Annotated in this window: 21 protein-coding genes; 12 read left to right on the top strand and 9 right to left on the bottom strand. The window is 65.8% G+C overall.

The window, feature by feature from the left end; translation table 11 throughout:
- Nucleotides 1-102: 102 nt before the first annotated feature.
- Nucleotides 103-894, bottom strand: coding sequence for an ABC transporter permease (locus tag N5D45_RS21245; protein WP_019336752.1), 792 nt, complete (start codon nucleotides 892-894; stop codon nucleotides 103-105).
- Nucleotides 891-1859 (bottom strand): ABC transporter ATP-binding protein, encoded by a 969-nt coding sequence (locus N5D45_RS21250; protein ID WP_019336751.1) that lies wholly within the window; start codon nucleotides 1857-1859, stop codon nucleotides 891-893. The genes N5D45_RS21245 and N5D45_RS21250 overlap by 4 nt, the downstream gene beginning before the upstream one ends.
- Nucleotides 1860-1943: 84 nt before the next feature.
- Between N5D45_RS21250 and N5D45_RS21255 the strand changes: the two genes are divergently transcribed.
- Entirely contained in the window at nucleotides 1944-2693 is a 750-nt protein-coding gene (locus N5D45_RS21255; RefSeq protein WP_082587918.1) for a ferredoxin--NADP reductase, read from the top strand.
- Nucleotides 2694-2767: 74 nt separating this feature from the next.
- Here the strand turns inward: N5D45_RS21255 and N5D45_RS21260 are convergent, their stop codons facing one another.
- From N5D45_RS21260 to N5D45_RS21270, 3 genes are all read right to left on the bottom strand, one after another.
- On the bottom strand, nucleotides 2768-3928 hold the full coding sequence (locus N5D45_RS21260; protein ID WP_197656330.1) for a lytic polysaccharide monooxygenase: 1161 nt from the start codon (nucleotides 3926-3928) through the stop codon (nucleotides 2768-2770).
- A 181-nt stretch (nucleotides 3929-4109) separates the two neighbouring features.
- Nucleotides 4110-5282, bottom strand: coding sequence for a lytic polysaccharide monooxygenase (locus N5D45_RS21265; protein WP_228354922.1), 1173 nt, complete (start codon nucleotides 5280-5282; stop codon nucleotides 4110-4112).
- A gap of 233 nt (nucleotides 5283-5515) precedes the next feature.
- Nucleotides 5516-6001 carry a DUF1203 domain-containing protein gene (locus N5D45_RS21270; protein WP_279939577.1) on the bottom strand — a complete coding sequence of 162 codons (486 nt, stop codon included), beginning with the start codon at nucleotides 5999-6001 and terminating at the stop codon, nucleotides 5516-5518.
- A 153-nt stretch (nucleotides 6002-6154) separates the two neighbouring features.
- On the opposite strand from N5D45_RS21270, the gene N5D45_RS21275 reads away from it, so the two are divergent.
- The 4 genes from N5D45_RS21275 (at nucleotide 6155) to N5D45_RS21290 (ending at nucleotide 10876) form a co-directional block, all read left to right on the top strand.
- The gene (locus tag N5D45_RS21275; RefSeq protein ID WP_279939578.1) at nucleotides 6155-7357 is read left to right on the top strand and encodes a GGDEF domain-containing protein; all 1203 of its coding nucleotides are present in this window, start codon (nucleotides 6155-6157) and stop codon (nucleotides 7355-7357) included.
- 68 nt (nucleotides 7358-7425) lie between these two features.
- Complete coding sequence (locus N5D45_RS21280) at nucleotides 7426-8952, top strand: alpha/beta hydrolase (protein WP_279939579.1); 1527 nt, start codon at nucleotides 7426-7428, stop codon at nucleotides 8950-8952.
- Nucleotides 8949-9695, top strand: a complete 747-nt coding sequence (locus N5D45_RS21285; protein WP_057504146.1) for an ATP-binding cassette domain-containing protein — start codon at nucleotides 8949-8951, stop codon at nucleotides 9693-9695. Before N5D45_RS21280 ends, N5D45_RS21285 begins: the two co-directional genes overlap by 4 nt.
- The gene (locus N5D45_RS21290) at nucleotides 9692-10876 is read left to right on the top strand and encodes an ABC transporter permease (RefSeq protein WP_019336744.1); all 1185 of its coding nucleotides are present in this window, start codon (nucleotides 9692-9694) and stop codon (nucleotides 10874-10876) included. Before N5D45_RS21285 ends, N5D45_RS21290 begins: the two co-directional genes overlap by 4 nt.
- A gap of 72 nt (nucleotides 10877-10948) precedes the next feature.
- Here N5D45_RS21290 and N5D45_RS21295 read toward each other — a convergent pair whose 3' ends face one another.
- Entirely contained in the window at nucleotides 10949-11377 is a 429-nt protein-coding gene (locus N5D45_RS21295; protein ID WP_019336743.1) for a hypothetical protein, read from the bottom strand.
- Between the two features lie 67 nt (nucleotides 11378-11444).
- Nucleotides 11445-12230 carry a helix-turn-helix transcriptional regulator gene (locus tag N5D45_RS21300; protein WP_279939582.1) on the bottom strand — a complete coding sequence of 262 codons (786 nt, stop codon included), beginning with the start codon at nucleotides 12228-12230 and terminating at the stop codon, nucleotides 11445-11447.
- A gap of 77 nt (nucleotides 12231-12307) precedes the next feature.
- Here N5D45_RS21300 and N5D45_RS21305 point away from each other — a divergent pair, with 77 nt between their 5' ends.
- A complete protein-coding gene (locus tag N5D45_RS21305; RefSeq protein ID WP_279939583.1) occupies nucleotides 12308-12562 on the top strand; it encodes a hypothetical protein in 255 nt (84 codons plus the stop codon).
- An 84-nt stretch (nucleotides 12563-12646) separates the two neighbouring features.
- On the opposite strand, the gene N5D45_RS21310 is transcribed toward N5D45_RS21305, so the two are convergent.
- A complete protein-coding gene (locus tag N5D45_RS21310) occupies nucleotides 12647-13648 on the bottom strand; it encodes an energy transducer TonB (RefSeq protein WP_043399467.1) in 1002 nt (333 codons plus the stop codon).
- Nucleotides 13649-13848: 200 nt separating this feature from the next.
- Nucleotides 13849-14469 (bottom strand): TIGR00645 family protein, encoded by a 621-nt coding sequence (locus N5D45_RS21315; RefSeq protein WP_279939585.1) that lies wholly within the window; start codon nucleotides 14467-14469, stop codon nucleotides 13849-13851.
- Between the two features lie 112 nt (nucleotides 14470-14581).
- On the opposite strand from N5D45_RS21315, the gene N5D45_RS21320 reads away from it, so the two are divergent.
- From N5D45_RS21320 to N5D45_RS21345, 6 genes are all read left to right on the top strand, one after another.
- Entirely contained in the window at nucleotides 14582-15271 is a 690-nt protein-coding gene (locus N5D45_RS21320; protein ID WP_010482229.1) for a glutathione binding-like protein, read from the top strand.
- A gap of 154 nt (nucleotides 15272-15425) precedes the next feature.
- Nucleotides 15426-17651: a S9 family peptidase gene (locus N5D45_RS21325; protein WP_279939586.1), complete on the top strand. Its 2226-nt coding sequence runs from the start codon at nucleotides 15426-15428 to the stop codon at nucleotides 17649-17651.
- 25 nt (nucleotides 17652-17676) lie between these two features.
- Entirely contained in the window at nucleotides 17677-18192 is a 516-nt protein-coding gene (locus N5D45_RS21330; protein ID WP_029379809.1) for a cytochrome c oxidase assembly factor Coa1 family protein, read from the top strand.
- Between the two features lie 212 nt (nucleotides 18193-18404).
- Nucleotides 18405-18869, top strand: coding sequence for a hypothetical protein (locus N5D45_RS21335; protein WP_279939587.1), 465 nt, complete (start codon nucleotides 18405-18407; stop codon nucleotides 18867-18869).
- Nucleotides 18870-19237: 368 nt separating this feature from the next.
- The gene (locus N5D45_RS21340) at nucleotides 19238-20551 is read left to right on the top strand and encodes a reprolysin-like metallopeptidase (RefSeq protein ID WP_279939588.1); all 1314 of its coding nucleotides are present in this window, start codon (nucleotides 19238-19240) and stop codon (nucleotides 20549-20551) included.
- 113 nt (nucleotides 20552-20664) lie between these two features.
- The coding region (locus tag N5D45_RS21345; protein WP_279939589.1) for a DUF885 domain-containing protein at nucleotides 20665-22461 on the top strand (1797 nt) is incomplete at its 3' end.

Raw genomic sequence — 22461 nt, forward strand, 5'->3', positions numbered from 1 at the left:
CCGGACCCACCCCGCCAACCCACGGAATGCCAGCTTTTGATGTTGCCGTAGAAGTTGACGTTGATTCGGCGGGTGCAGGGCCGCAGGCCCTGCACGCAAAACTCAGCTGCGCATGCCCACGCCACGGCGCAGCAGCCACAGCGCCAGCGCCGTCAGCACCACCACGAAGCCGATCATCAGGCCGTACGCCACCGGCAGCGGCACATCGCTGCTGCCCAGCAGGCCATAGCGGAACGCATTGACCATGTAGAAGATCGGGTTCGCATGCGTGGCTGCTTCGGCCCAGCCCGGCAGCAGCTTCACCGAATAGAACACGCCACCCAGGTAGGTCAGCGGGGTCAGGATGAAGGTCGGCACGATCGCCACGTCGTCGAACTTCTTCGCATACACCGCATTGATGAAACCGGCCAGCGAGAAGATCGTCGCGCCCAGGATCACCGTGGTCAGCATCACCAGCGGGTGCGGGATGCGCACCGGGGTGAAGAACATCGCGATGATCAGCACGATCACGCCCACCATCAGGCCGCGCAGCACGGCGCCGGCCACGTAGCCCCACAGGATCACCCAGTTCGGCATCGGGCTGACCAGCAGTTCTTCCACGTGGCGACCGAACTTGGCGCCGAAGAACGAGGAGCTGATGTTGCCGTAGCTGTTCTGGATCACGCTCATCATCACCAGGCCCGGCACGATGAACTGCATGTAGGTGTAGCCACCCATGTCACCCACGCGCGACCCGATCAGGTTGCCGAAGATCAGGAAGTACAGGGTCATGGTGATCGCCGGCGGCACCAGGGTCTGGCCCCAGATGCGCATGATGCGTGCGACTTCGCGGCGCACGATGGTCAGCAGCGCGACGCGGTTGCGCTGGCCGTCGGTCAGCTCGGTGGTGCTCATGCGGAAGTCTCCAGGTTGCCAGTGAGGCGCACGAACAGCTCCTCCAGGCGGTTGCTCTTGGTACGCATCGAACGCACGCGGATGCCGGCCTCGTTGAGCGTGGCGAACACGCGGTTGAGGTCCATTGCGCGTGGCATGTCGATGTCCAGCGTGTGCGGGTCCGGCGCGGTCAGCGTCGCGCCTTCGATCACCGGCAGCTGCGCCGGCAGCTCACCGTCGATGTCCAGCAGGAAGCCTTCCACGTCCAGCTTGGCCAGCAGGGCGCGCATCGGCCCCTGCTCGACGATCTGCCCATGGTTGATGATCGCCAGGTGGCGGCACAGGTACTCGGCTTCTTCCAGGTAATGGGTGGTGAGGATGATCGTGGTGCCGGCCGCATTGATCTCCTTCAGCACCCGCCACATGTCGCGACGGATCTCGATGTCCACGCCGGCGGTTGGCTCGTCCAGGATCAGCAGGCGCGGGCGGGTCATCATCGCGCGGGCGATCATCAGCCGGCGCTTCATGCCGCCGGACAGCGTGCGGCTCATCACCTGGGCCTTTTCCCACAGGTGCGCGCGCTTCAGCTCCTCTTCGGCGCGCTGTTCCGCTTCCTCGCGCGGCACGCCATAGAAGCCGGCGTAGTTCACCAGGATGTCGAAGGGCTTCTCGAACAGGTTGAAGTTGATTTCCTGCGGCACCAGCCCGATCAGGCGCATGGTGGCGCTGCGGTTGCGCACCAGGTCGCTGCCGAACACTTCCACCTGGCCCTCGCTGAGGTTGACCAGGGAGCTGATGATGCCGATCAGGGTCGACTTGCCGGCGCCGTTGGGGCCGAGCAGGGCGAAGAAATCGCCCGGGGCCACTTCCAGGGAAACCCCCTTCAGGGCCTGGGTGCCGTTGTCGTAGGTCTTGCGCAGGTCGCGCACGCGCAGGGCGGGCGCCATATCGTTCTGGGATGCCAAGCTCGAAGCCTTCGCGCCCATGGGCTGGCGCTGGAGAGGGGCGGGGAGGGGCTATTATAGAAGACCCCGAGGGCTTGCCCCGGCTACACACTGTCCCGAAAAGTCGTGCCTGTTCAATTCCCCCTCAAGCTGGTCGGCTGCCGCATGCTGGCCCCGACCGTCGGCCACTACCAGTTCGTGCGTGACGATGGGCAGCCGCTGGATTTCCAGCCCGGCCAGTTCATCCAGGTCCATTTCAGCTACGCCGACGGCACCGAAACCAAGCGCAGCTACTCGCTGGCGACCATCCACGACCACGCGCTGGGCCCGGGCGAGGCGGTGGATATCGCGGTCAGTTTCGTGCCCGGTGGCGCTGCCACGGCCCTGTTCGAGGCGCTGGAGCCGGGCGGCCAGATCAGTGCGTCCGGCCCCTATGGCCGGTTCTGCCTGAACCCCGGCGACCACAACGCCCGTTACCTGCTGATTGCCACCGGCACCGGCGTCACCCCGTACCGCTCGATGCTGCCGCTGCTGGAAAAAGCCATGGCCGACCGCGGCGTGCAGATCGTGCTGCTGCAGGGCGCGCGCAGCCCTGGTGAGTTGCTGTACAGCGAAGATTTCTACAGCTTCGCCGAAAAGCACCCGAACTTCCGCTATGTGCCGTGCTTGTCACGCGAATTGCCGGTTGATCCGCACCCGGACGTGCAGCACGGTTACGTGCAGCAGGCGCTGGCCGGCTTCACGCCGGACCCGGCCACCGACATCGTCTACCTGTGCGGCAATCCGGACATGGTCGATGCCTGCGCCGAGCTGCTGAAGGCCGCCGGCCTGGGCAACCCGCAGATCCGCCGCGAGAAGTACGTCAGCAGCAAATAGGTCCGGGTAGTGCCGGCCGCTGGCCGGCATTCCCTGAACCGGAGGCGGCATCACGCCGCCCCCGGTGCCCTGCTTCAGTACGCGATCCAGGCATCACGCCAGGCAAAGCCCGTGCCCGGGCGATAGGCATCGGCATTGATGTTGCACCACGCGCCTTCCGGGAACGGGCGGCAGGCGTAGAGCCTGCCGTCGGTACCCTTGACCACGGTTTCGCCCGGCTTGTAGCTGCCGATACCGGCCGGATACACGAAGTCGTAGTCGTCGCCCGGCGGCGGATCGATCGGGCCCGGCACACGGGTATCGATCTGGAACAGGTTGCCCGGCTTCAGGTAGACGCGGTTCTCGGTGGCCGAGGCGACCGGTGTGATCACGCCGTTCTTCATCACGCCTACGCGCGCCTGCTGCGCACTGGCGTTGACCTTGCGGGCCAGCGCCAGCGGCCACTGGTTCGCAGCGGTCTGACCTGCGGCCAGGGTGATCTCCGGGCGCTCCAGATCGTTGCCCTGAGCGTTGAACACGCGCAGGGTCACGGTGGTGCCCACGTCCAGCGCACCGCGGGCGGTGACCGGGCCGGCATCCTGCCACTGCGGCGGCGGGGTCACACCACCGCCCCCCTCAAAGCGCACGTCCGCGCAGGTATAGAACGCTTCACCGGAATCCGAGCGCTGCCAGGTGTTGTAGATGATGTGCTGGCCGCTGCGCTTGGGCAGCGGGCAATCCAGCTTGTAGACGTCGCCGGAGACCGGCACGTTGCCCACCGTGCAGAATTCCTGCAGGTCGGCCCAGCGCAATGGGCTGTCCGGCTGCCAGCCGTCGCGGGTGACGTAGAACTTCCACTCGCGGGTGGCATGCGGGGCCGGGGCCTTGAACTCGAAGGTGTAACGCCCGCGCGAATCGGCGTGGATCGGTGAGGTCGGCCAGTCACTGCGGTTCAGATCGAGGCCGCGGTACTTGCTGTTGCCGCCGCTGCACAACTCGCCATCTGGAACCACCGCTTGATGATTGCCATTGGCGTTGGCCTGATTGACGCCTGCCCAGTCGTAGAACGGCTGGGCGCCACCGATGGTCTTGGCAGCAGCGCAGGCCGGGTTGGTCGGATTTTCGGGATTGCCCTGGTAACAGGAGTAGACGCGGCTGGAGGGTTTGGACATGGTGCCGTGGGCGAAAGCGCTGCCAGAGGTGGCAATGCCTGCGATCACAGACAGCGCGATGACAGTCCGATATGACAGATGCATGGAGATCTCCTGTGGGTGGTGAAACCCCGCGAAGTCTCGGCATCCCACCCGCCCGCATCCATAGGACTACTTTGAAAAAAGCATCGCGTGGTTCCGTATGGGAACGGCTTCACACTCACGCGCTGGCGCGTCTCACGCTATGCAGGGAACGGCGCTCTGCCACCGTTCCCTGTACACGGTCTCAGTACGCGATCCACGCATCGCGCCAGGCCGCACCCACACCCGGCCGGTACGCCTCGGCATTGACGTTGCACCACGCACCTTCCGGGAACGGGCGGCAGGCATACAGCTTGCCGTCGCTGCTCTTCACCACGGTCTGGCCCGGTACATAGCTGCCGATGCCCGCCGGGTACACGTGGTCGAAATCACCGCCCGGCGACGGCGTACCCGGGTCCGGCACCCTGGTATCGAGCTGGAAGCGGTTGCCGTCCTTCAGGTACACGCGATTGTCGGTGGCCGACGCCGACGGCGTGATCACGCCATTGGCAAGCACGCCCACGCGCGCATGTTGTGCACTGCCATTGACCTTGCGCGCCAGCGCCAAGGGCCACTGCGAGGCAGACGTCTGGCCGCTGGCCAAGGTCGTTTCCACACGTTCGACATCGTTGCCGCTGGCGTTGAACACCCGCAGTGCCAGTGTGGTACCCACCGGCAACTCACCGCGTGCGGTCACCGGGCCAGCATCCTGCCATTGCGGTGCCGGCGTCGTACCTCCGCCGCCGCCTTCAAAGCGCACGTCCATGCAGGTGTAGAACGCTTCGGTCGAATCCGAGCGCTGCCAGGTGTTGTAGATCACATGCTGGCCGGCGCGCTGCGGCAGCGTGCACTGCAGCTTGTAGGTGCCATCGGCCGACAGCGGCGTATTGCCCAGGGTGCAGAACTCCTGCAGATCGGCCCAGCCCAGCGGGCTGCCCGGCTGCCAGCCTTCGCGGGTGACGTAGAAGCGCCAGTCACGCGTGGCATGTGGCGCGGTCGCCTTGAACACGAAGGTGAACTTGCCATTGGCATCGGCGTGGATGGGCGTGGTCTGCCAGTCGCTGCGGTTCACGTCCAGGCCGCGGAAGGTGGGATTGTTGCCGCTGCACAGCTTGCCGTCGGGCACCACGGCCTGGTGGTTGCCGTTGGCGTTGGCCTGGTTGATGCCGTTCCAGTCGTAGAACGCCTGCGATCCCCCGACCGCCTTGGCGGCGGCACAGGCGGGGTTGGTCGGATTCTCGGGATTGCCCTGGAAACAGGCATAGACGCGGCTGATCGGCGTGGTCATGGTGCCGTGGGCGGATGCATTCCCGGCCAGGCATAGGCCCGCAGCCGCGAACGAGGTGGCCATCAGCAACGGTATGGATCGGAATGACATGGCGCTTCCTTGTGGTCGTCGAAAGAGAGCGGTGACCGCAGGAGCTGCGCTGCACGGCGGACTTTCGGCGGCACCACGGCGAGTATCGAGTCGCAGCGCAGGGTGCGGAACCATGGAAATGCCGATCCGTGACTGTGGGTGTGAAGCCCTTCCCGCAGGCTTCACGCGGGACTGAACGGATGCGCTGACGATCACGTCTTCGGCGTGGCAACGATCACGTCGTGGAGATCCTGCTACGTCGGCGGCATACCCACGCGATCCGCCTGGCATGAGAAGCAGCCGTGCGCCGCGTTGTGCAGCTGCACGAAGGCCACGGCAGGATCGGCAAACAGCGCGTCCAGCCGAGCGGAGACGTCCGTGCCCGCGCTGATCTCTGCGGCCAGCATCCATGCAGCCTGGTCATAGGCGCGCAACGAGATCATCCGGCGCTGTACGTACGGCGGTACTTCACCTGGCGGCAGCACGCATCGGGTCACGCCACGCTGCACGAAGATCGGGCCCGAGGCGTGATAGGGCGAATGCAGGGGCAGGTGCACATGGGACAACAGCAGCAGCTCGCTGCCACCGGTTGGATCGCTCAGGCTGATCCGGCAGGGGTGTCCTCCTGTTTCGCCGGCCCAGCGACGCTGGATGCCCAGCGCAGCCAACGCGGTGTCGCTCTTCTCGAACAGGTGCAGGAACGGGCGGTGGTCGATGCCACCGAGGTACCACGCATGCATGGGCGTCTCCTTGGTTTTCTGCGGATTCTGCGCATGCGCCGGCCGCCATGCTCGCCGTTTTCAGACCCCGCATCGCCATCGGGGCGGGAAGCGCCGGAGGGATCGCACCACAAGGCGCTAAGATGCGCGCGCCCCCCGGCCGATGAGCGCCGCATGTCCCTGGATTTCCCGACCATTACCGTGCTTGGCTTCCTGCTCTGCATCGGCATTGCCGTGGGGTTCTCATTGCTGCTGGTGGTGCTGCGCGGGCAACCGGTGCTGCGCCTGTGGACCGCCAGCCTGTGGCTGCTGACCCTGGGTGTGACCCTGCTGGCGCTGCGACCCTACCTGCCGTTGGCGCCGGCCATACTGGCCGGGAATGCGGCGATGGCCGGCTGCGCGGTGCTGATGCTGCGCGGCGTGGCGCTGCATCTGGAACAGCCGCTGCCGCTGTGGCGTCCATTGTTGATGGCGGCCGCCTTCATGGCCTGCATCTTCGCCTTCCTGGTGCTGTGGCCGGACCTGGGCGTGCGCCTGCAGGTGTTCAGTGTGTTCACGCTGCTGGTCGATGGCTGGATCGCGTGGCTGCTGCTGCGGCATGCCCCCGTGCAGCAGCGCACCAGCTGCCGTCTGGCGGCGGCGGTGTTCCTGGCCGAGGCGGCCCTGTACGCGGTGCGCCTGTTCCTGCCGGTGGCACCCGATGCCGGCGAGGACATCATGCGCACCGGTACACCGATGTTCGTCACCTACCTTGCCGGCGTGATGCTGGAACTGGCGCGGTGCTTTGCGATGGTGCTGCTGCTGGTCGAGCGCATGCTGGTCGATCTGCGGCGTGCGGCGCGCACCGATGGGCTGACCGGGCTGCTCAACCGCAGCGCGGTGCTGGCCGATGGACAGGCACAGTTGCAGCGGATGCGTCGGCAGGGCCGGCCACTGGCCCTGTTGCTGGTCGACGTCGATCACTTCAAGCAGATCAACGACCGCTGGGGTCATCTGGCCGGAGACCAGGTACTGCGCCACTTCGCTGCGCTGCTGCAGCACGGTTTGCAGGGCCACGACACGCTGCTGGGCCGCTACGGTGGCGAGGAGTTCGTGCTGGTGCTGGCCGGCAGCACGCAGGGTGTAGCGATGGCGGGGGCTGCGGCGATCCGTACCGCTCTGCAGCAGAAGCCGGCGCGGCTGACCACCGGGCCGGTGACGGTCACCGCCAGCATCGGCCTGGCCATGGACGACGGCCACGGCGACCTGTCCACGCTGCTGGCAGCGGCAGACGCGGCGCTGTACCGGGCCAAGGCCGCCGGCCGCGATCGCCTGGCCTGCGCCACGCCGGCGGAGATTTCGCGTCTGCCCATCGCCGACGACGCCGTGCCCGTGTAAGTTGAGTCACATCTTCCGCGGCAGCCCGTCGTGGTTGCCAGGAACGTCCTCCAGGGGAAACGAGCACGATGCAAAGTCACCACCTCGCGCTGGCCGCAGCGTTGGCCAGCCTGATGCTTGCCAGTTGCAGCCAGTCACCGTCACCCGGCGCCGAAGGCGCCAGCGATGCACCCAGCCGCCGCTTCGGCAGCATCGATTTCCAGCCCTGCACGCTGTCCACCGAAGGCGCCAGCGCCAACGTGGAAGCGCAGTGCGCCACCCTGCAGGTGCCTGAGGACCGGGCCCGGCCCGATGGCCGACGCGTCGGCCTGCGCATCGCCTGGCTGGAATCGGGCGATGGCGGCAGCAGCCAGCCCGATCCGGTGTTCTTCCTGGCCGGTGGTCCTGGCCAGGCAGCCAGCGAGGTGGCCGTCATTGTCGATACCGCCCTGCGTCAGGTGCGCAAGCAGCGCGACATCTTCCTCGTCGACCAGCGCGGTACCGGCGGCTCCAACCCGCTCAACTGCCGTGGCGCGGATGGCAAGGAACTGGCCATGGACGAGGATGCCGCACCCACTGAAGCATCGCTGCGCGATTACGCCGAGCGCTGCGCCGCTTCGCTGCAGGGGCGGGCCGATGCGCGCTTCTACACCACCACCGAGGCCATTGCTGATCTGGATGCGGTGCGTCAGGCGCTGGGCGTCGAGCGCATCAACCTGGTCGGCGGCTCCTACGGTACGCGCGTGGCCCAGCGCTATGCAGGTGCCTATCCACAGCACACGCGCAGCATCGTCATCGATGGCGTAGTGCCGAATGAGCTGGTGGTGGGCGGTGATTTCGCCACGACGTTCGAGGATGCGATCGCCCTGCAATCGGCGCAGTGCCGCAAGGATGCCGCCTGCAGCAAGCGCTTCCCGACCGACACCCGCGCGCAGCTGCGCAGCGTGGTCGAGACCCTGCGCCGTGCGCCGGTCTCGGTGGAGTATCGCGACCCCGGCACCAACCAGACCCGGCAGGATGTACTGAGTCCGGACAGCGTGATCGGCCTGGCGTTCGCCTTCTCCTATGTGCCGCAGTATTCCTCGCTGCTGCCGCTGGTTCTCGATGAAGCCGCGCATGGCCGCTATGCACCGCTGGCGTCGCTGGCACGTGGTGCGAACCGCAGCATGGATTTCCAGATCAATCGTGGCATGCAGTGGTCGGTGATCTGCAGCGAAGATGCGCCGCGCTACCACGCACCGGCCGAAGATCCCGAGCGCCTGTTCGGCAACGACGTGGCCAGTGCCTTCTTCGCCGCCTGCCCGGTATGGCCGCACCGGCCGGCACCGGCAGGCAATGCCGTGCCGCTGCGCAGTGACGTACCGGCGCTGCTGCTGTCCGGTGAGCTGGACCCGGTGACGCCGCCGCGCTATGCCGAGCAGGTGCTCAAGGGCCTGCCCAATGGTCGCGCGCTGGTCGCCCGCGGCCAGGGCCACGGCACGCTGACCGCCGGCTGCATGCCGCGCCTGCTCGGCCAGTTCATCGACAAGACCGATGCCAAGGCGCTGGATGCCGGCTGTCTGGACACGCTGAGCTACGTGCCGGCGTTCACTTCGTTCAACGGATGGGAACCATGATCGTCGCCGACAACCTGCACAAGGCTTTCGACACCCGCACGGGCCGCATCCAGGCGGTCTCCAACGTCGGCTTCCGCGCCGAGGATGGCCGCATCACCGGCCTGCTCGGCCCCAATGGTGCCGGCAAGACCACCACCATGCGCATGTTGTACACGCTGATGACCCCCGACCAGGGCAGCATCAGCGTCGATGGTGTCGATGCTGCGCGCAATCCGGTGGACGTACGCCGCCACCTTGGCGTGCTGCCCGACGCGCGCGGTGTCTACAAGCGCTTGACCGCGCGCGAGAACATCGCCTACTTCGGCGAACTGCATGGTCTCTCGGCCGAGCGCATCCGCGAGCGCATCGAGGTGCTGTCACATGCACTCGACATGGGCGATATCCTCGACCGCCAGACCGATGGCTTCTCGCAGGGCCAGCGCACCAAGACCGCGATTGCCCGCGCGCTGGTGCACGACCCACGCAACGTCATTCTCGATGAGCCGACCAATGGCCTGGACGTGATGACCACGCGCGCACTGCGCCGCTTCCTGCTGGGTCTGCGCGAAGAGGGCCGCTGCGTGATCCTGTCCAGCCACATAATGCAGGAGGTGGCCGCGCTGTGCGATCACATCGTGATCATTGCCAAGGGCACGGTGATGGCTGCCGGCAGCGCCGATGAACTGCGTGCGCAGGCCGGCGAATCCAACCTGGAAGATGCGTTCGTGAAACTGATCGGCAGCGAAGAGGGCCTGCACGCATGAGCATGATGTCGACCCTGATGACGGTGATGCGCAAGGAACTGCGCGACCTTTCCCGTGATCGCCGCACGCTGCTGCTGACCCTGCTGTTCGGGCCGCTGCTGTACCCGGTGCTGCTGCTGGGCATGGGCAAGCTGGCCGAGAGCCGGGTGCGCACCCAGATTGAACAACCGCTGCAGATTCCGACCATCGGTGCGGACAACGCCCCCAATCTGGTGCGTTTCCTCGCCGCGCAGGGGCTGAACGCCGCGCCGGCACCGAAGGATCTGGCCGAGGCCATCCGCAGCCAGCAGATCGACGTGGCACTGCGTATCAGCGATGACTTCGGCAAGGACTGGGCCGATGGCAAGCCGGCGCTGGTGGAGGTGATCAAGGACAGTACCCGTCGCGCCGCAGAAGTGCCCAGCGCACGCCTGGAGGCGGCACTGGCGACCTACAATGGCCAGATCGGTGCGCTGCGCCTGATGGCGCGTGGCATCGACGCGCAGGTCGCGCGGCCGCTGGACGTGGCGCGCCAGGACCTGGCCAGTGCCGAAGCCAAGCGCGGCATGATCCTGTCGATGCTGCTGCCGGTGCTTCTCACACTCACCTCGTTCATCGGTGGCGCCTACCTGGTGATGGACGCTACCGCTGGTGAGCGCGAGCGGCAGTCGCTGGAGCCGCTGCTGGCCACGCCGGGTTCGCGCAGCGCGATCGTAAGCGGCAAGATCGCCGCCGCCTGCGTGGTCGGGTTCGTGTCGCTGCTGCTGACCCTGGTGGCGTTCAAGGTGAGCGCACAGATCGCGCCCGGCAACATCGGCCGCCAGTTCAACATGAATGTCGGTTCGATGCTGCAGATGCTGCTGGTGATGTTGCCGATGCTGATGATCGGCACCTCGCTGCTGACCTTCCTGTCGGCCGCAGCCAAGAGCATGAAGGAGGCGCAGAGCCACATGACCTGGCTGATGCTGCTGCCGATGATGCCCGGTTACGCGCTGGTGGCCTACCCGTTGAAGAGCGAGCTGTGGCAGTACGCCGTGCCGTTCCTGTCGCAGAACCAGATGCTGCTGAAGGTGATCCGCCACGAGCCGATCACGCCGGCAGTCTGGGCCATCTACCTGGGCGCCAGCCTCGGCCTGGCCGCACTGCTGTGGTTCGCCGCAGTGCGCCGGTACCACAACGAGCGCCTGGCCATCTCCGGCTAAGTGCGGGTGGTAGCGCCGGGCCATGCCCGGCGGATCTGAAACGAGGCCCGGTCATTCCGGGCCTCGTTGATTTCAGGACTGCGTTGCCTGCCAAATGGCGAAACGCTGGGCAATCACCGGTGCCAGTCGATCGAAGTTCTCCCAGGTATCGGCGACGTGGTACAGATCCGGGACATTGGCGCCCAGCTGTCCCTCATAGTCGTCCAGGTACTGGCCATTCTCGAGGTCGTAGTACGCAGCGGTGAACGTGTTGGCTTCATCACTGATCAGATCGTCGACGAATTTGCCGTCGCTGCACTCCAGCAGGAACAGGCCTGGCGTCGTTCTGCGTTCCAGCAACGCCTGCAGGTCTTCTTCTGCGTCCTCGGCGAGCTCTTCGCTTGCCATGCCCTGTAGCAGCAGCCATGCCAGGTACATACCGATGTGAGTGGCACCGGCCTCTGCAGGAAGATCCGAAGGGAAGTCACCCCCGGAATGCCAGCTGGCGTCGTCGTACTTCATCTGTTGCGCTCCTGAAATCAGCAAGCAGCTTAGGTCGCAAGGAAGGCTAGAGGGAGTACTGGATACGTCAGTCCTCCCCGTACCGCGCAGGCGTCACGCCCATCTCGCGCTTGAACACGGCGATGAACGCACTGGGCGTGTCGTAGCCCATCGACAGCGCGACGCTGATCACCGGTTCGCCCGCCAGCAGGCGTGGCAGCGACAGCAGCACGCGCAGGCGCTGCCGCCACTGGCTCAAGGTCATGCCTGTTTCGGCCTGCCAACGGCGGGCAAGGCTGCGGCCGGACAGGCCGCTGCTGGCGGCCCAGTCCTCGATGCTGCGGCCGTCTTCGGGTGCGCGCGCCAGTGCGGCGGCGATCTTCTGCAGTCGCCGGTCACGCGGTTGTGGCAGGGCAAGCGGCAGAGGCGTGCTGGCGGCGATCTCATCGGCGATCACACCGGCCAGTCGTGCCTGCGCAGCATCCAGTGGCTGGTGGGGCCATCGCAGCGCACGTGTCGTCGCCGCCCGCAGCAGTGCATTGGGCTGGAAAATGCGCGGTGTGGCGGGCAGGCCCAGGCAGGCCTCGGCGTTGAAGTACAGGCTCCAGCCATCGAACCCGTCTGCGCTCAGCAGCGCGTGGGGCAGCAAGGGCGGTATCCAGGCGACGTGACCTGCGGGCAGCAGCCAGTGCAGGTCGTCGGCGGCGATCCGCAGCAGCCCCTGGTGTGCACCCAGCAGCTGCCCACGGGCATGCCGGTGGCGCGCTGTGCGACGCATACCGCGTTGGCGCAGCCCGGCCGCCAGCACCACCGGTCCGTCGGCGGTATCGGCCAACGTGGGGTCGAGTAATCCGGTGGTTGTCTGATCTGCCATATCAATTGGCAGTTATACGGCAGAAACGTCGCGTCCGCGTCCCGACACTGGAGCCTACTTCAACGGAGCGCTTCCCCATGCAGCCACAGGACATTCTTCCCGACCATCAGAACGACCTGCAGGTGAACGGCGTCACCGTGCGCAAGGGCAGCGTAGGTGCTTTCCTGGCCAGCGTTCGTGACTGGCACGATCCGTCCAGCGATCCCGCCTTCCGCGCCACTGCCGAAGCTGACCTGCGTGCGTTGCTGCCTGGCCTGCATGCGCTGGGTCTGTTCCAGGTGCTGGTCGCGCGCGATCCTGCCCTGCAGCACCTGATTGATGGCGCGGCCTGAAGCGGACAAGGCCCGGACGGACCGGGCCTTGGCGTCATGGAGGCGGCAGAAACGACTTGATCCCGTCCGTCCCCTTTTCTGCGGTCAGCCGCCCGGCGCGAACACCAGGGTGCGGCGGGTGGTGACCGGCGCGTTGACGGGCTCGAAGCGCCAGCGCTTGACCGCGTTCAGGGCTTCGCGGTCGAAGGTCCGTCCGGACGTCGCGCGCAGCACGCGGGCGCTGACCACTGAGCCGTCGGTGCCCACGGTGATCTCCACCAGTACTTCCCCCGACGTTCCCGAACGCAGGGCTTCGGCCGGATAGCGCGGCGCTGGCGTACTGACCGGGCGCAGGGTGGGAGCTGCGGCGGCGGCTGCCTGGCGCGCGGCGCTGGCCTGCTGGGCGGCGGCCTGCTGCTGCTTCTGTTCGGCATCGCGACGGGCCGCGGCCTGGCGCTCGGCCTCCTGGCGCTCGTTGTCGCGGCGTGCGGCATCCTGCTGCGCGGCGATCTGCTTGGCCGCGTCGGCTTCCTTGGTGCGCTGTTCGGCCAGGCGCTGCTGTTCGATCTGCTGCTTGCTGCGGTCCTCGGCGTCCTTCTTTGCCTTCTCGGCTTCGGTCTCGGTGCGCTTGGCGGCGTTTTCCACGCCCTTGGCCAGGCCTTCCTTCAGGCGCGGAAGTGCGGGGGCGGAGGCATCCACCTTCTCGATCAGTGCCACCAGGCGCTGCGCCTCGGTGTAGTCCTCGCGGCCCAGGTGCTGCTCGGCGGCGATCAGGGTGTAGGGCAGCAGATCGGTCAGCGCGCTCTTCACCGAGGCGTCGTCCGGCGTCTTGTCACGCAGGGCGAGGTAGTACTCGATGGCGTTGTCGCCGGCCGGTGCATACATGCGGTTCTCGCGCAGCGCCTGGCTGGCCGACTCGCGCAGCTGCTCGGTACCCATCGACTGCACCTTGGCAGCGACCACCGGTGCGGCGGGTGCGGCAGCGGCAGGCGCCGTGGCGGCAGCAGGCGCTGCGGATTCTTCCTTGCCCGAGCAGGCGGCCAGTGCCAGTGCCAGGGCAACCGGCAGCCACCGGCGCGCGGCGGTGATCGTTGAGACGTGCGACATCCTGCTCCCCTCTAGAAGACGACGTGACGTAAATCATTGATACGCATGGCCGGGACTTGGGGTCCGGGCGCGGCAGGGTGACGTTTCCCGACGCCACCGCCGGCAACGGCGAGGGTGCAATCTAGCATCCCGGCCACCGCCGCGTACAAGGGCGGTGGCCAGGACGGGGCAACGGCGTCACGCCGCTGCTGGCAACGACCTCAGTGGTCGTGCGCCTTGTCGTGCGACTTGCTGTGGCCGTTGGACATCAGCTTGTCGGTCCAGGCGATGCCGATCGCCGACAGGATGAACACGCAGTGGATGATGGTCTGCCACAGCACGCCGTCCTGGGTCAGCATCGAGCAGCGGGCGACACCGATGTTGGCAGCGGCCACGCTCATCTGCTCCGGCGTGCACAGCGGGATGCCGCCCAGCGCACCGCTGGCGATGAACGTCTTCAACAGGTGGATTGAGGAGATGCCGATGATCGCCATCGCCAGCTTCACCTTCAGCACGCTGGCGTTGACGTGGCTCAGCCATTCCGGCTGGTCCGGGTGGCCTTCCAGGCGCAGGCGCGAGACGAAGGTCTCGTAGCCGCCGACGATCACCATCACCAGCAGGTTGGAGATCATCACCACGTCGATCAGGCCCAGCACGATCAGCGTGATCTGCTGTTCACCCATCGAGGCCGAATGCGAGATCAGGTGCCACAGTTCCTTGCCGAACAGGAACACATAGACGCACTGCGCCACGATCAGGCCCAGGTACAGCGGCAGCTGCAGCCAGCGTGAGGCGAAGATCAGCGTGGACAGCGGGGAGAGCGGCGGGCGGTTTGCACTCATGCGGAGGATGCTGCGTTGCGGGGGAGAGGCGAGGTTACCGGCCCGCCATGACGGTGCCAACCCAACTCACGCACTAGACTTCAGGTTCCTTTCCGCACCCCGAGCCGCCGCCATGATCGACCTGTATTACTGGCCCACCCCGAACGGCCACAAAGTGACCCTGCTGCTGGAAGAAGCCGGCCTGGAGTACCGCATCCACCCGGTCAACATCGGCTCGGGCGACCAGTTCAAGCCGGAATTCCTCGCGATCTCGCCGAACAACAAGATGCCGGCGATTGTCGACCACGCCCCGGCCGATGGCGGCGCCCCGCTGAGCGTGTTCGAGTCCGGCGCGATCCTGCTGTACCTGGCCGAAAAGACCGGCCAGTTCCTGCCCAGCGACCCGCGCGGCCGCGTCACCACCCTGGAATGGCTGTTCTGGCAGATGGCCGGCCTGGGCCCGATGAGCGGCCAGATGGGCCACTTCAACGTGTATGCGCCGGACAAGATCCCGTATGCCATCGAGCGCTACGACAACGAGGTGCGCCGACTGCACGGGGTGATGGACAAGCGCCTGGCCCAGCACGCCTTCCTTGCCGGCGACGCGTACAGCATCGCCGACATGGCCAGCTATCCGTGGATCGGCGCCTACGACAAGCTGCCGGTGGATTTCGCCGCGTTCCCGAACCTCAAGCGCTGGCACGACGCCATCGCCGCACGCCCGGCCACCCAGCGCGCCTATGCCCTGCGCCAGCAGGTGAACCCCAACGCCGGCAAGCCGCTCAGCGACGAAGAGCGCAAGCACCTGTTCGGCCAGCGTTGACCCAGGACGGTGGATGCCGGCCGTTGGTCGGCACTCGTCAGCATTCCTTATGGGCAAAAGGTCATGCTGCCTTCCTGCACGGGCTTGGTTAGGATGGGGAACGACCGCCCCGTGCTCCGAGCCGGGGTGGACCTGCCGTTTGCCGGGATCCTCCATGCGCCACCTGTTCGCTTCGCTCGCCCTCATGCTCGCCACCACAACCACCGCCCACGCTGAAAAGCTGACTCTGGAAGCCATCACCGGCCCGTTGCCGTTGTCCGGCCCGACCCTGATGAAGCCGAAGGTGGCGCCGGACGGTTCGCAGGTCAGTTTCCTGCGCGGCAAGGACAGCGACCGCAACCAGCTGGACCTGTGGACCTACGACATCGGCAGCGGCCAGACCCGGCTGCTGGTCGATTCCAAGGTGGTGCTGCCCGGCACCGAAACCCTCAGCGATGAGGAAAAGGCACGCCGCGAACGCCAGCGCATCGCCGCGATGACCGGCATCGTCGATTACCAGTGGTCGCCGGACGCGCAGCGCCTGCTGTTCCCGTTGGGCGGCGAGCTGTACCTGTACGACCTCAAGCAGCAGGGCCAAGCCGCGGTACGCCAGCTGACCCACGGTGAAGGATTCGCCACCGACGCCAAGCTGTCGCCCGAGGGCGGCTTCGTCAGCTTCATCCGCGGCCGCAACCTGTGGGTGATCGACCTGGCCAGTGGCAAGCAGCTGCAGCTGACCCGTGATGGCAGCACCACCATCGGCAACGGCGTGGCCGAGTTCGTCGCCGATGAGGAGATGGACCGCCACACGGGCTACTGGTGGGCGCCGGATGATTCGGCCATTGCCTTTGCCCGCATCGACGAGGCACCGGTGCCGGTGCAGAAGCGCTACGAGGTCTACGCCGACCGCACCGACGTGATCGAGCAGCGTTATCCGGCCGCCGGCGATGCCAACGTGCGCGTGCAGCTGGGCGTGATCGCACCGGCCGCCGACGCGCAGCCGCGCTGGGTCGACCTGGGCAAGGAGCAGGACATCTACCTGGCCCGCGTCGATTGGCGCGATGCGCAGCACCTGAGCTTCCAGCGCCAGTCGCGCGACCAGAAACAGCTGGACCTGGTGGAAGTGGCGCTCGATTCCAACCGCCAGCGCGTGCTCGCCCACGAGACCAGCCCGACCTGGGTGCCGCTGCACAACAGCCTGCGCTTCCTCGACGACGGCAGCGTGCTGTGGTCGTCCGAGCGCACCGGCTTCCAGCACCTGTACCGCATCGACAGCAAGGGCAAGGCCACCGCGCTGACCCACGGCAACTGGCCGGTGGACGAACTGCTGGCGGTCGATGAAAAGGCCGGCAAGGCCTACTTCCGTGCCGGCATCGAGACCTCGCGCGAAAGCCAGATCTACGCGGTGTCGCTGCAGGGTGGCGAGCCGCAGCGCCTGTCCAGGGCGCCGGGCATGCACAGCGCCACGTTCGCCCGCAATGCCAGCGTCTACGTTGACAGCTGGTCCAACAGCACTACGCCGCCGCAGATTGAACTGTTCCGCGCCAACGGCGAGAAGATCGCTACGCTGGTGGAGAACGACCTGGCCGATCCCAAGCACCCGTATGCGCGCTACCGCGATGCGCAGCGCCCGGTCGAGTTCGGCACGTTGACGGCTGCCGATGGCAAGACCCCGCTGAACTACAGCCTGATCAAGCCGGCCGGCTTCGATCCGTCCAAGCGCTACCCGGTGGCGGTGTACGTCTACGGCGGCCCGGCCAGCCAGACCGTCACCGACAGCTGGCCCGGCCGTGGCGACCACCTGTTCAACCAGTATCTGGCCCAGCAGGGCTACGTGGTGTTCTCGCTGGACAACCGTGGCACCCCGCGACGTGGCCGTGACTTCGGTGGTGCGCTGTATGGCAAGCAGGGCACGGTGGAAGTGACCGACCAGCTGCGCGGCGTGACCTGGCTGAAGCAGCAACCGTGGGTGGACCCGGCGCGCATCGGCGTGCAGGGCTGGTCCAACGGTGGCTACATGACCCTGATGCTGCTGGCCAAGGCCTCGAACCAGTACGCCTGTGGCGTGGCCGGTGCGCCGGTGACCGACTGGGGCCTGTATGACAGCCATTACACCGAACGCTACATGGATCTGCCGGCGCGCAATGAAGCGGGTTACCGCGAAGCGCGCGTGCTGACCCATATCGACGGCCTGCGCTCGCCGCTGCTGCTGATCCACGGCATGGCTGACGACAACGTGCTGTTCACCAATTCGACCAGCCTGATGAGCGCGTTGCAGAAACGTGCACAGCCGTTCGAGCTGATGACCTACCCGGGTGCCAAGCATGGCCTGTCCGGCGCCGATGCCCTGCATCGCTACCGCGTGGCCGAAGCCTTCCTGGGACGTTGCCTGAAGCCCTGATCCGCAGCCGGGAAGGAGCCCGCCGATGACCCTGCCACCACCGATTCCCGCCCATCGACAGACGTCCGCCGGTTGGTGGTGCCGCCATTGGCGCTGGGCAATGCCGCTGACGGTGGTGCTGGTGCTGGGCGGCGCAGGTGGCGTGGTGACCTGGAGCGTGCTGCGCTGGAGCGAGGCGGCACGCGAGAGCCCGCCGATGCGCGAAGCGCTGCGTCGCGCGGGCTGCAGCATCGAACTGGTGGAAGCCTTCGGCGAGCCGCTGCATATCGAATCGATGCCGCTGGGCAGCATGCAGACCGCGATCAATGGCCAGCGCGATGTCGGCCTGACCGTTGCGCTGGAAGGACCGCATGCGCACGGGCGATTGTTCGTACAGGGCAGCCGTCGCGATGAAGTCTGGGATTACCCGGTGATGTATGTATTGGCCGAAGACAAGCAGACCTTCGATCTGACCGCACTGGATGACGACGAGGCTGCGGGAGAGTGCGAGTTGCAGGCCTGCCGTGATCGCGGCGAATGCCCGCTGACCGCGGCGTTGTGACCTCCGCTTGAAGCGGCGGGAGTAGCGCCGACCGTCAGTCGACTGTCGCGCGCAGCGCGGGGCTTTGGCTTGGTCGCCGTGTCGTAAGCGGGACCTCCTACATCGGGGTGCTGAGCCGTGAGAATGCCCTGCCACACATGCTTGGCTGGGGCTGTCGCGGTTGACCATTGCGACCTTGCCCGCATTCCTCTAGAGATTGATCGAAACGTATCGTGCTGCCCCAGGCAGCCGACGTCGGTCCTGTCCCGGAGGTCCATGCAATTCGAATAGAAGCGATCAGGATGCTGGCGGCGTTGCAGCTCTACACGCCGGTATGGCTCTCGCAGACCATGGCCGCTGAGCCATTCGTGGAGGCGCTTGCCGATACATCGGTGGTACAGGCAGAGCAGCGCCTGCGTGCGAGTGGCGACACCGTGGAATGGGTGCGTCTGGTTCGAGGGAATGAGCTTGCGTTGGCCGCAGACGAGATTACCGTCAACCTGTATGACGTTGTTCTCCACCTTGTCCGCGATCCTTCCGTCCCTTTGTTCGAAACCGCGGAAGAGGTCATGTACCGCCCTGATGGTGCGCAGGGCGTCCATCGCGAAGTTGTCACGATGTCCAGCGTGCAATGGACGGGAACGGCGAAAAGCACGTCCCCGGATGCAAACCCAAGCTCAGCCAGCCGCAGCGCATAAGCATCAGATTGAGTGCCTCGGGCGCACGCGCGGGGTTCAGGCACGGCGTCTGGCGCTATACCCTCAACGATGATCAGCTGGTGAAGCGCGATACGCGCCGCGCTGTGTTCAATGAGCGCAATGATGTGAGGGACCGGCGGCCAGACTATCAGGTGTCGCAAGCGCCAGTTACTTGAGTATCGCTGGCATGGCGAGGCCGAATTTCAGCGCTTCAGATCTGACCAATCCTGAGCTTGCATAGGGAGATTTTGTCGCATGCTACTCGACATCGCTGTCTCCCACAGCCTATGTGACGAAAGTCTCCAAGTGGTCAGTAGCAAGGCCGTAGCGTTCGTCATGCCATGTGGCACCGATACTACGAGTAGATCATGAAAACAGCTCTATTCTCTCTGGCCGTCGTGCTATTCAGTAGCGCATCCTGGCCTGCGCAGGCGGCATCCAAGTTCATTGAGATTCCTGTCGGCGGATGGGATCCCGGTATGCAGATTCGTAAGCGGCACGAGGATAGCATTGTCGACTGGATTCGCCGTGTCGACGTTCACCCAGAGGCATTGTCCGACAATGTGATCGAAGTGGATCTCTTCGATGCAATCGTGCGATTGAAGCGCACTGCAGGCCCGCGATTGAATGCGGCTCCAGACCCGGTCTATGTCCCGGCGGGCACGGATGCAGGAGCAGTGGCCGCGATGCCCTCTGCCCGGCTTCGTTGGACCGGAACGATGGCATCTACATCTACATCTACTTCTACTTCTACTTCTACATCTAAGGCACCGTCTTCGTGCGTGGATGCGGAGAGAGCGGTTCGGATCACCGAGGCTGCTGACGGACAACTAAGGGCCATCTTTGACATTGGGAGCTTTCGATACGAACTGCAAGAAGGTGTGCTGATTCGAAAGGATTTTCGCCGGCTTCCACGCGAGGCACCGGTTCGCGATGTCAGCCCGGATGCACTCGATGCGGTCAGTTCTGACGACGTTGAGCAAGAGGCGAAATCGACAGTACGTGTCCTGTTTGGCTACGGAACTACGGCCCTCGGCGATGACCGCGAGGTGGTCTTCGCAGAAATGCGGGAGGCCGTCTGTTTAGCCAACGAGAGTTTCTCTCATAGCGGAATCAAGGTTGAACTCGAGCGCGCCGCCAACGTCCTTTCCGGCTATCAGGAAACCGGTGTTACTCAGACGCTTGACGATCTGGTTGCCGGAAGAAGAGGCGCACTCGGCGTCATGCATCAGGTTCGTGATATTGAGAAGGCAGACATCGTGCTGATGATCATTGATACCGGTCCGTCACGGTCGGTCTGTGGGCAATCGCAGCGCGTGCTTGCGACGAAGGAAACCGCATTCGCGGTAGTGGAACGGAATTGTCTCGGTGCCACGACCAGCAGCCTTGCCCACGAGATCGGGCACCTGTTCGGTGCAGATCATGAGCCCGCGAACGCCACCGTACGTCCCCCGAGATTTTCTTATGGCCATGGCTATAAGGCGCCGGAAAATGCGCCTGGACGTTGGAGGACACTGATGTCCTATGAATGCTCCGGAGCACCATGTGGACGGATAAATCTCTGGTCGTCGCCTGACCTCAGTCATAACGGTTTGCCCGCAGGGACGAAAGAGACCCATCACAACGTCAGAGTGTTGAATGAGACCCGAGGGGTGATTGCCAATTTCTACCCCGAGCCATGACCGGATACCCGAGCGGGCGGGCGCATTCATGCCGGTCCGCCCATGACCTCCAGCCGATTGTCGCCATCGCCGTGAGCGCGTAGGGTGCGGGCAACCCTGTCCTGGAGTGCACCATGAAGCCGATTGCATTGGCCGTTGCCCTGGCCCTGACCGCCGCCCCGTTGCTGTCCGCACCGCCAGCCCTGGCCGCGCCGGCTGCCAAGGCCACTACTCCGGCCAGCCCGGCCTGGGTTGCCCGCAGCAATGCACTGGCGCAGATCCTGCTTGATGCACAAGGCCCGTTCCAGCCGGAGGAAACCGGCTTCTTCGGCGTTCCCGGCTACGACGACAAGGTCGCAGACCTTGGCCCGGACAACGGCAAGCGCTATCGCGCCGCGATGGCCAAAGCCCGCGATGAACTCAAGGCAAAGCTGGCCACCGAGAAGGATCCCAACGTCCGCCAGGACCTGGAGATCATGATCCATGCCGCCAGCCAGAACATCGAAGGCAGCGAGCTCAACGAGAAATACCTGCTGCCGTGGAGTGATGCGCCGCAGACGGTGTTCAGCGGCCTCAACCTGCTGCTGTCCGACCAGGTGCCGGCTGAGCGCCGGGCCAAGGCGCTTGACCGCCTCAAGGCCTATGCCGGCCTGCAGCCGGGCGGCACCGCGTTCACCACGCTAGCCCGCCAGCGCTACGAAGAACGCCTGAAGGACAGCAGCCTGCTGCAGCCGACCAAGATCGAAGTGCAGCAGTCGCTGGACAACGTCGAGACCTACATCACCGGCATCGAGTCGCTGCTGAAGAAGTACCAGATCGCCGGCGCCGATGAGGCGATGAAGGCGCTGGCCGGGCAGATGAAGGACTACGCCGCCTGGACTCGCAAGGAAGTGCTGCCGAAGGCACGCACCGATGCGCGCCTGCCGGCGCCGTTGTACGCCTACCAGCTCAAGCAGGTCGGCATTGACATCGATCCGAAGCTGCTGATGCAGCGCGCGCAGCTGGAGTTCATGGAAACCCGCTCGGCGATGCAGCAGCTGGCGCCGCTGGTGGTGAAGGACAAGGGCCTGAAGGTGGCCGATCCGAGCGACCCGGTAGCGGTGATCCGCGCACTGAAGGCCGACAAGATCGCCGACGATCATCTGGAACGCCACTACCGCAAGGTGATCGATGCGATCGACCCGCTGATCCGTGAGCACGCCATCGTCGACGTGCCCCAGCGCGCCATGCAGATGCGCCTGGGCTCGGCCGCCGAGAGCGCGGCCAGCCCGGCGCCGCACTTCCTGCCGGCGCCGCTGGTCAACAATACCGGGCAGCAGGGCACCTTCGTGCTGCCGCTGGGCAACCCGGCTGCGGGCCCGGGTGCGCAGTACGACGACTTCAATTTCGGTGCGGCGGCATGGACGCTGAGCGCGCATGAAGGCCGCCCCGGTCACGAGCTGCAGTTCACCGCGATGGTCGAGCGTGGCGTGTCGCTGGCACGCACCATGTTCGCGTTCAATTCGGTGAACGTGGAAGGCTGGGCACTGTATGCCGAGGCCGAGATGGTGCCCTACGAACCGCTGGACGGTCAGATGATCGCCCTGCAGTTCCGCCTGCTTCGTGCCGCGCGCGCGATGCTGGACCCGATGCTCAACCTCGGCCTGACCGATCGCGCCAACGGCGAGCGCGTGCTGATGGAGCAGGTCGGCCTGTCCAAGGCGATGGCCACCCAGGAACTGGACCGCTACATGGTGCGCATGCCGGGCCAGGCCGGCAGCTACTTCTACGGCTACACCCGCATCCTGGAGCTGCGCATGCAGACCGAGCTGGCACTGGGCGCGAAGTTTGACCGCCTGGCGTTCAACAACTTCCTGCTCGACCAGGGCCTGCTGCCGCCGGACCAGCTCGCCGATGCGGTGAACAAGGTGTTCGTGCCGAAGTACCGGCAG

Source organism: Stenotrophomonas sp. GD03819, assembly GCF_029841665.1.
GTDB lineage: Bacteria > Pseudomonadota > Gammaproteobacteria > Xanthomonadales > Xanthomonadaceae > Stenotrophomonas > Stenotrophomonas geniculata.

What these genes read in the sequence shown, in the direction of transcription:
- N5D45_RS21245 (WP_019336752.1), bottom strand. Translation starts at nt 894, where the DNA reads ATGAGCACCACCGAGCTGACCGACGGCCAGCGCAACCGCGTCGCGCTG.
- N5D45_RS21250 (WP_019336751.1), bottom strand. Translation starts at nt 1,859, where the DNA reads ATGGGCGCGAAGGCTTCGAGCTTGGCATCCCAGAACGATATGGCGCCC.
- N5D45_RS21260 (WP_197656330.1), bottom strand. Translation starts at nt 3,928, where the DNA reads ATGCATCTGTCATATCGGACTGTCATCGCGCTGTCTGTGATCGCAGGC.
- N5D45_RS21265 (WP_228354922.1), bottom strand. Translation starts at nt 5,282, where the DNA reads ATGTCATTCCGATCCATACCGTTGCTGATGGCCACCTCGTTCGCGGCT.
- N5D45_RS21270 (WP_279939577.1), bottom strand. Translation starts at nt 6,001, where the DNA reads ATGCATGCGTGGTACCTCGGTGGCATCGACCACCGCCCGTTCCTGCAC.
- N5D45_RS21275 (WP_279939578.1), top strand. Translation starts at nt 6,155, where the DNA reads ATGTCCCTGGATTTCCCGACCATTACCGTGCTTGGCTTCCTGCTCTGC.
- N5D45_RS21280 (WP_279939579.1), top strand. Translation starts at nt 7,426, where the DNA reads ATGCAAAGTCACCACCTCGCGCTGGCCGCAGCGTTGGCCAGCCTGATG.
- N5D45_RS21285 (WP_057504146.1), top strand. Translation starts at nt 8,949, where the DNA reads ATGATCGTCGCCGACAACCTGCACAAGGCTTTCGACACCCGCACGGGC.
- N5D45_RS21290 (WP_019336744.1), top strand. Translation starts at nt 9,692, where the DNA reads ATGAGCATGATGTCGACCCTGATGACGGTGATGCGCAAGGAACTGCGC.
- N5D45_RS21295 (WP_019336743.1), bottom strand. Translation starts at nt 11,377, where the DNA reads ATGAAGTACGACGACGCCAGCTGGCATTCCGGGGGTGACTTCCCTTCG.
- N5D45_RS21300 (WP_279939582.1), bottom strand. Translation starts at nt 12,230, where the DNA reads ATGGCAGATCAGACAACCACCGGATTACTCGACCCCACGTTGGCCGAT.
- N5D45_RS21305 (WP_279939583.1), top strand. Translation starts at nt 12,308, where the DNA reads ATGCAGCCACAGGACATTCTTCCCGACCATCAGAACGACCTGCAGGTG.
- N5D45_RS21310 (WP_043399467.1), bottom strand. Translation starts at nt 13,648, where the DNA reads ATGTCGCACGTCTCAACGATCACCGCCGCGCGCCGGTGGCTGCCGGTT.
- N5D45_RS21315 (WP_279939585.1), bottom strand. Translation starts at nt 14,469, where the DNA reads ATGAGTGCAAACCGCCCGCCGCTCTCCCCGCTGTCCACGCTGATCTTC.
- N5D45_RS21320 (WP_010482229.1), top strand. Translation starts at nt 14,582, where the DNA reads ATGATCGACCTGTATTACTGGCCCACCCCGAACGGCCACAAAGTGACC.
- N5D45_RS21325 (WP_279939586.1), top strand. Translation starts at nt 15,426, where the DNA reads ATGCGCCACCTGTTCGCTTCGCTCGCCCTCATGCTCGCCACCACAACC.
- N5D45_RS21330 (WP_029379809.1), top strand. Translation starts at nt 17,677, where the DNA reads ATGACCCTGCCACCACCGATTCCCGCCCATCGACAGACGTCCGCCGGT.
- N5D45_RS21340 (WP_279939588.1), top strand. Translation starts at nt 19,238, where the DNA reads ATGAAAACAGCTCTATTCTCTCTGGCCGTCGTGCTATTCAGTAGCGCA.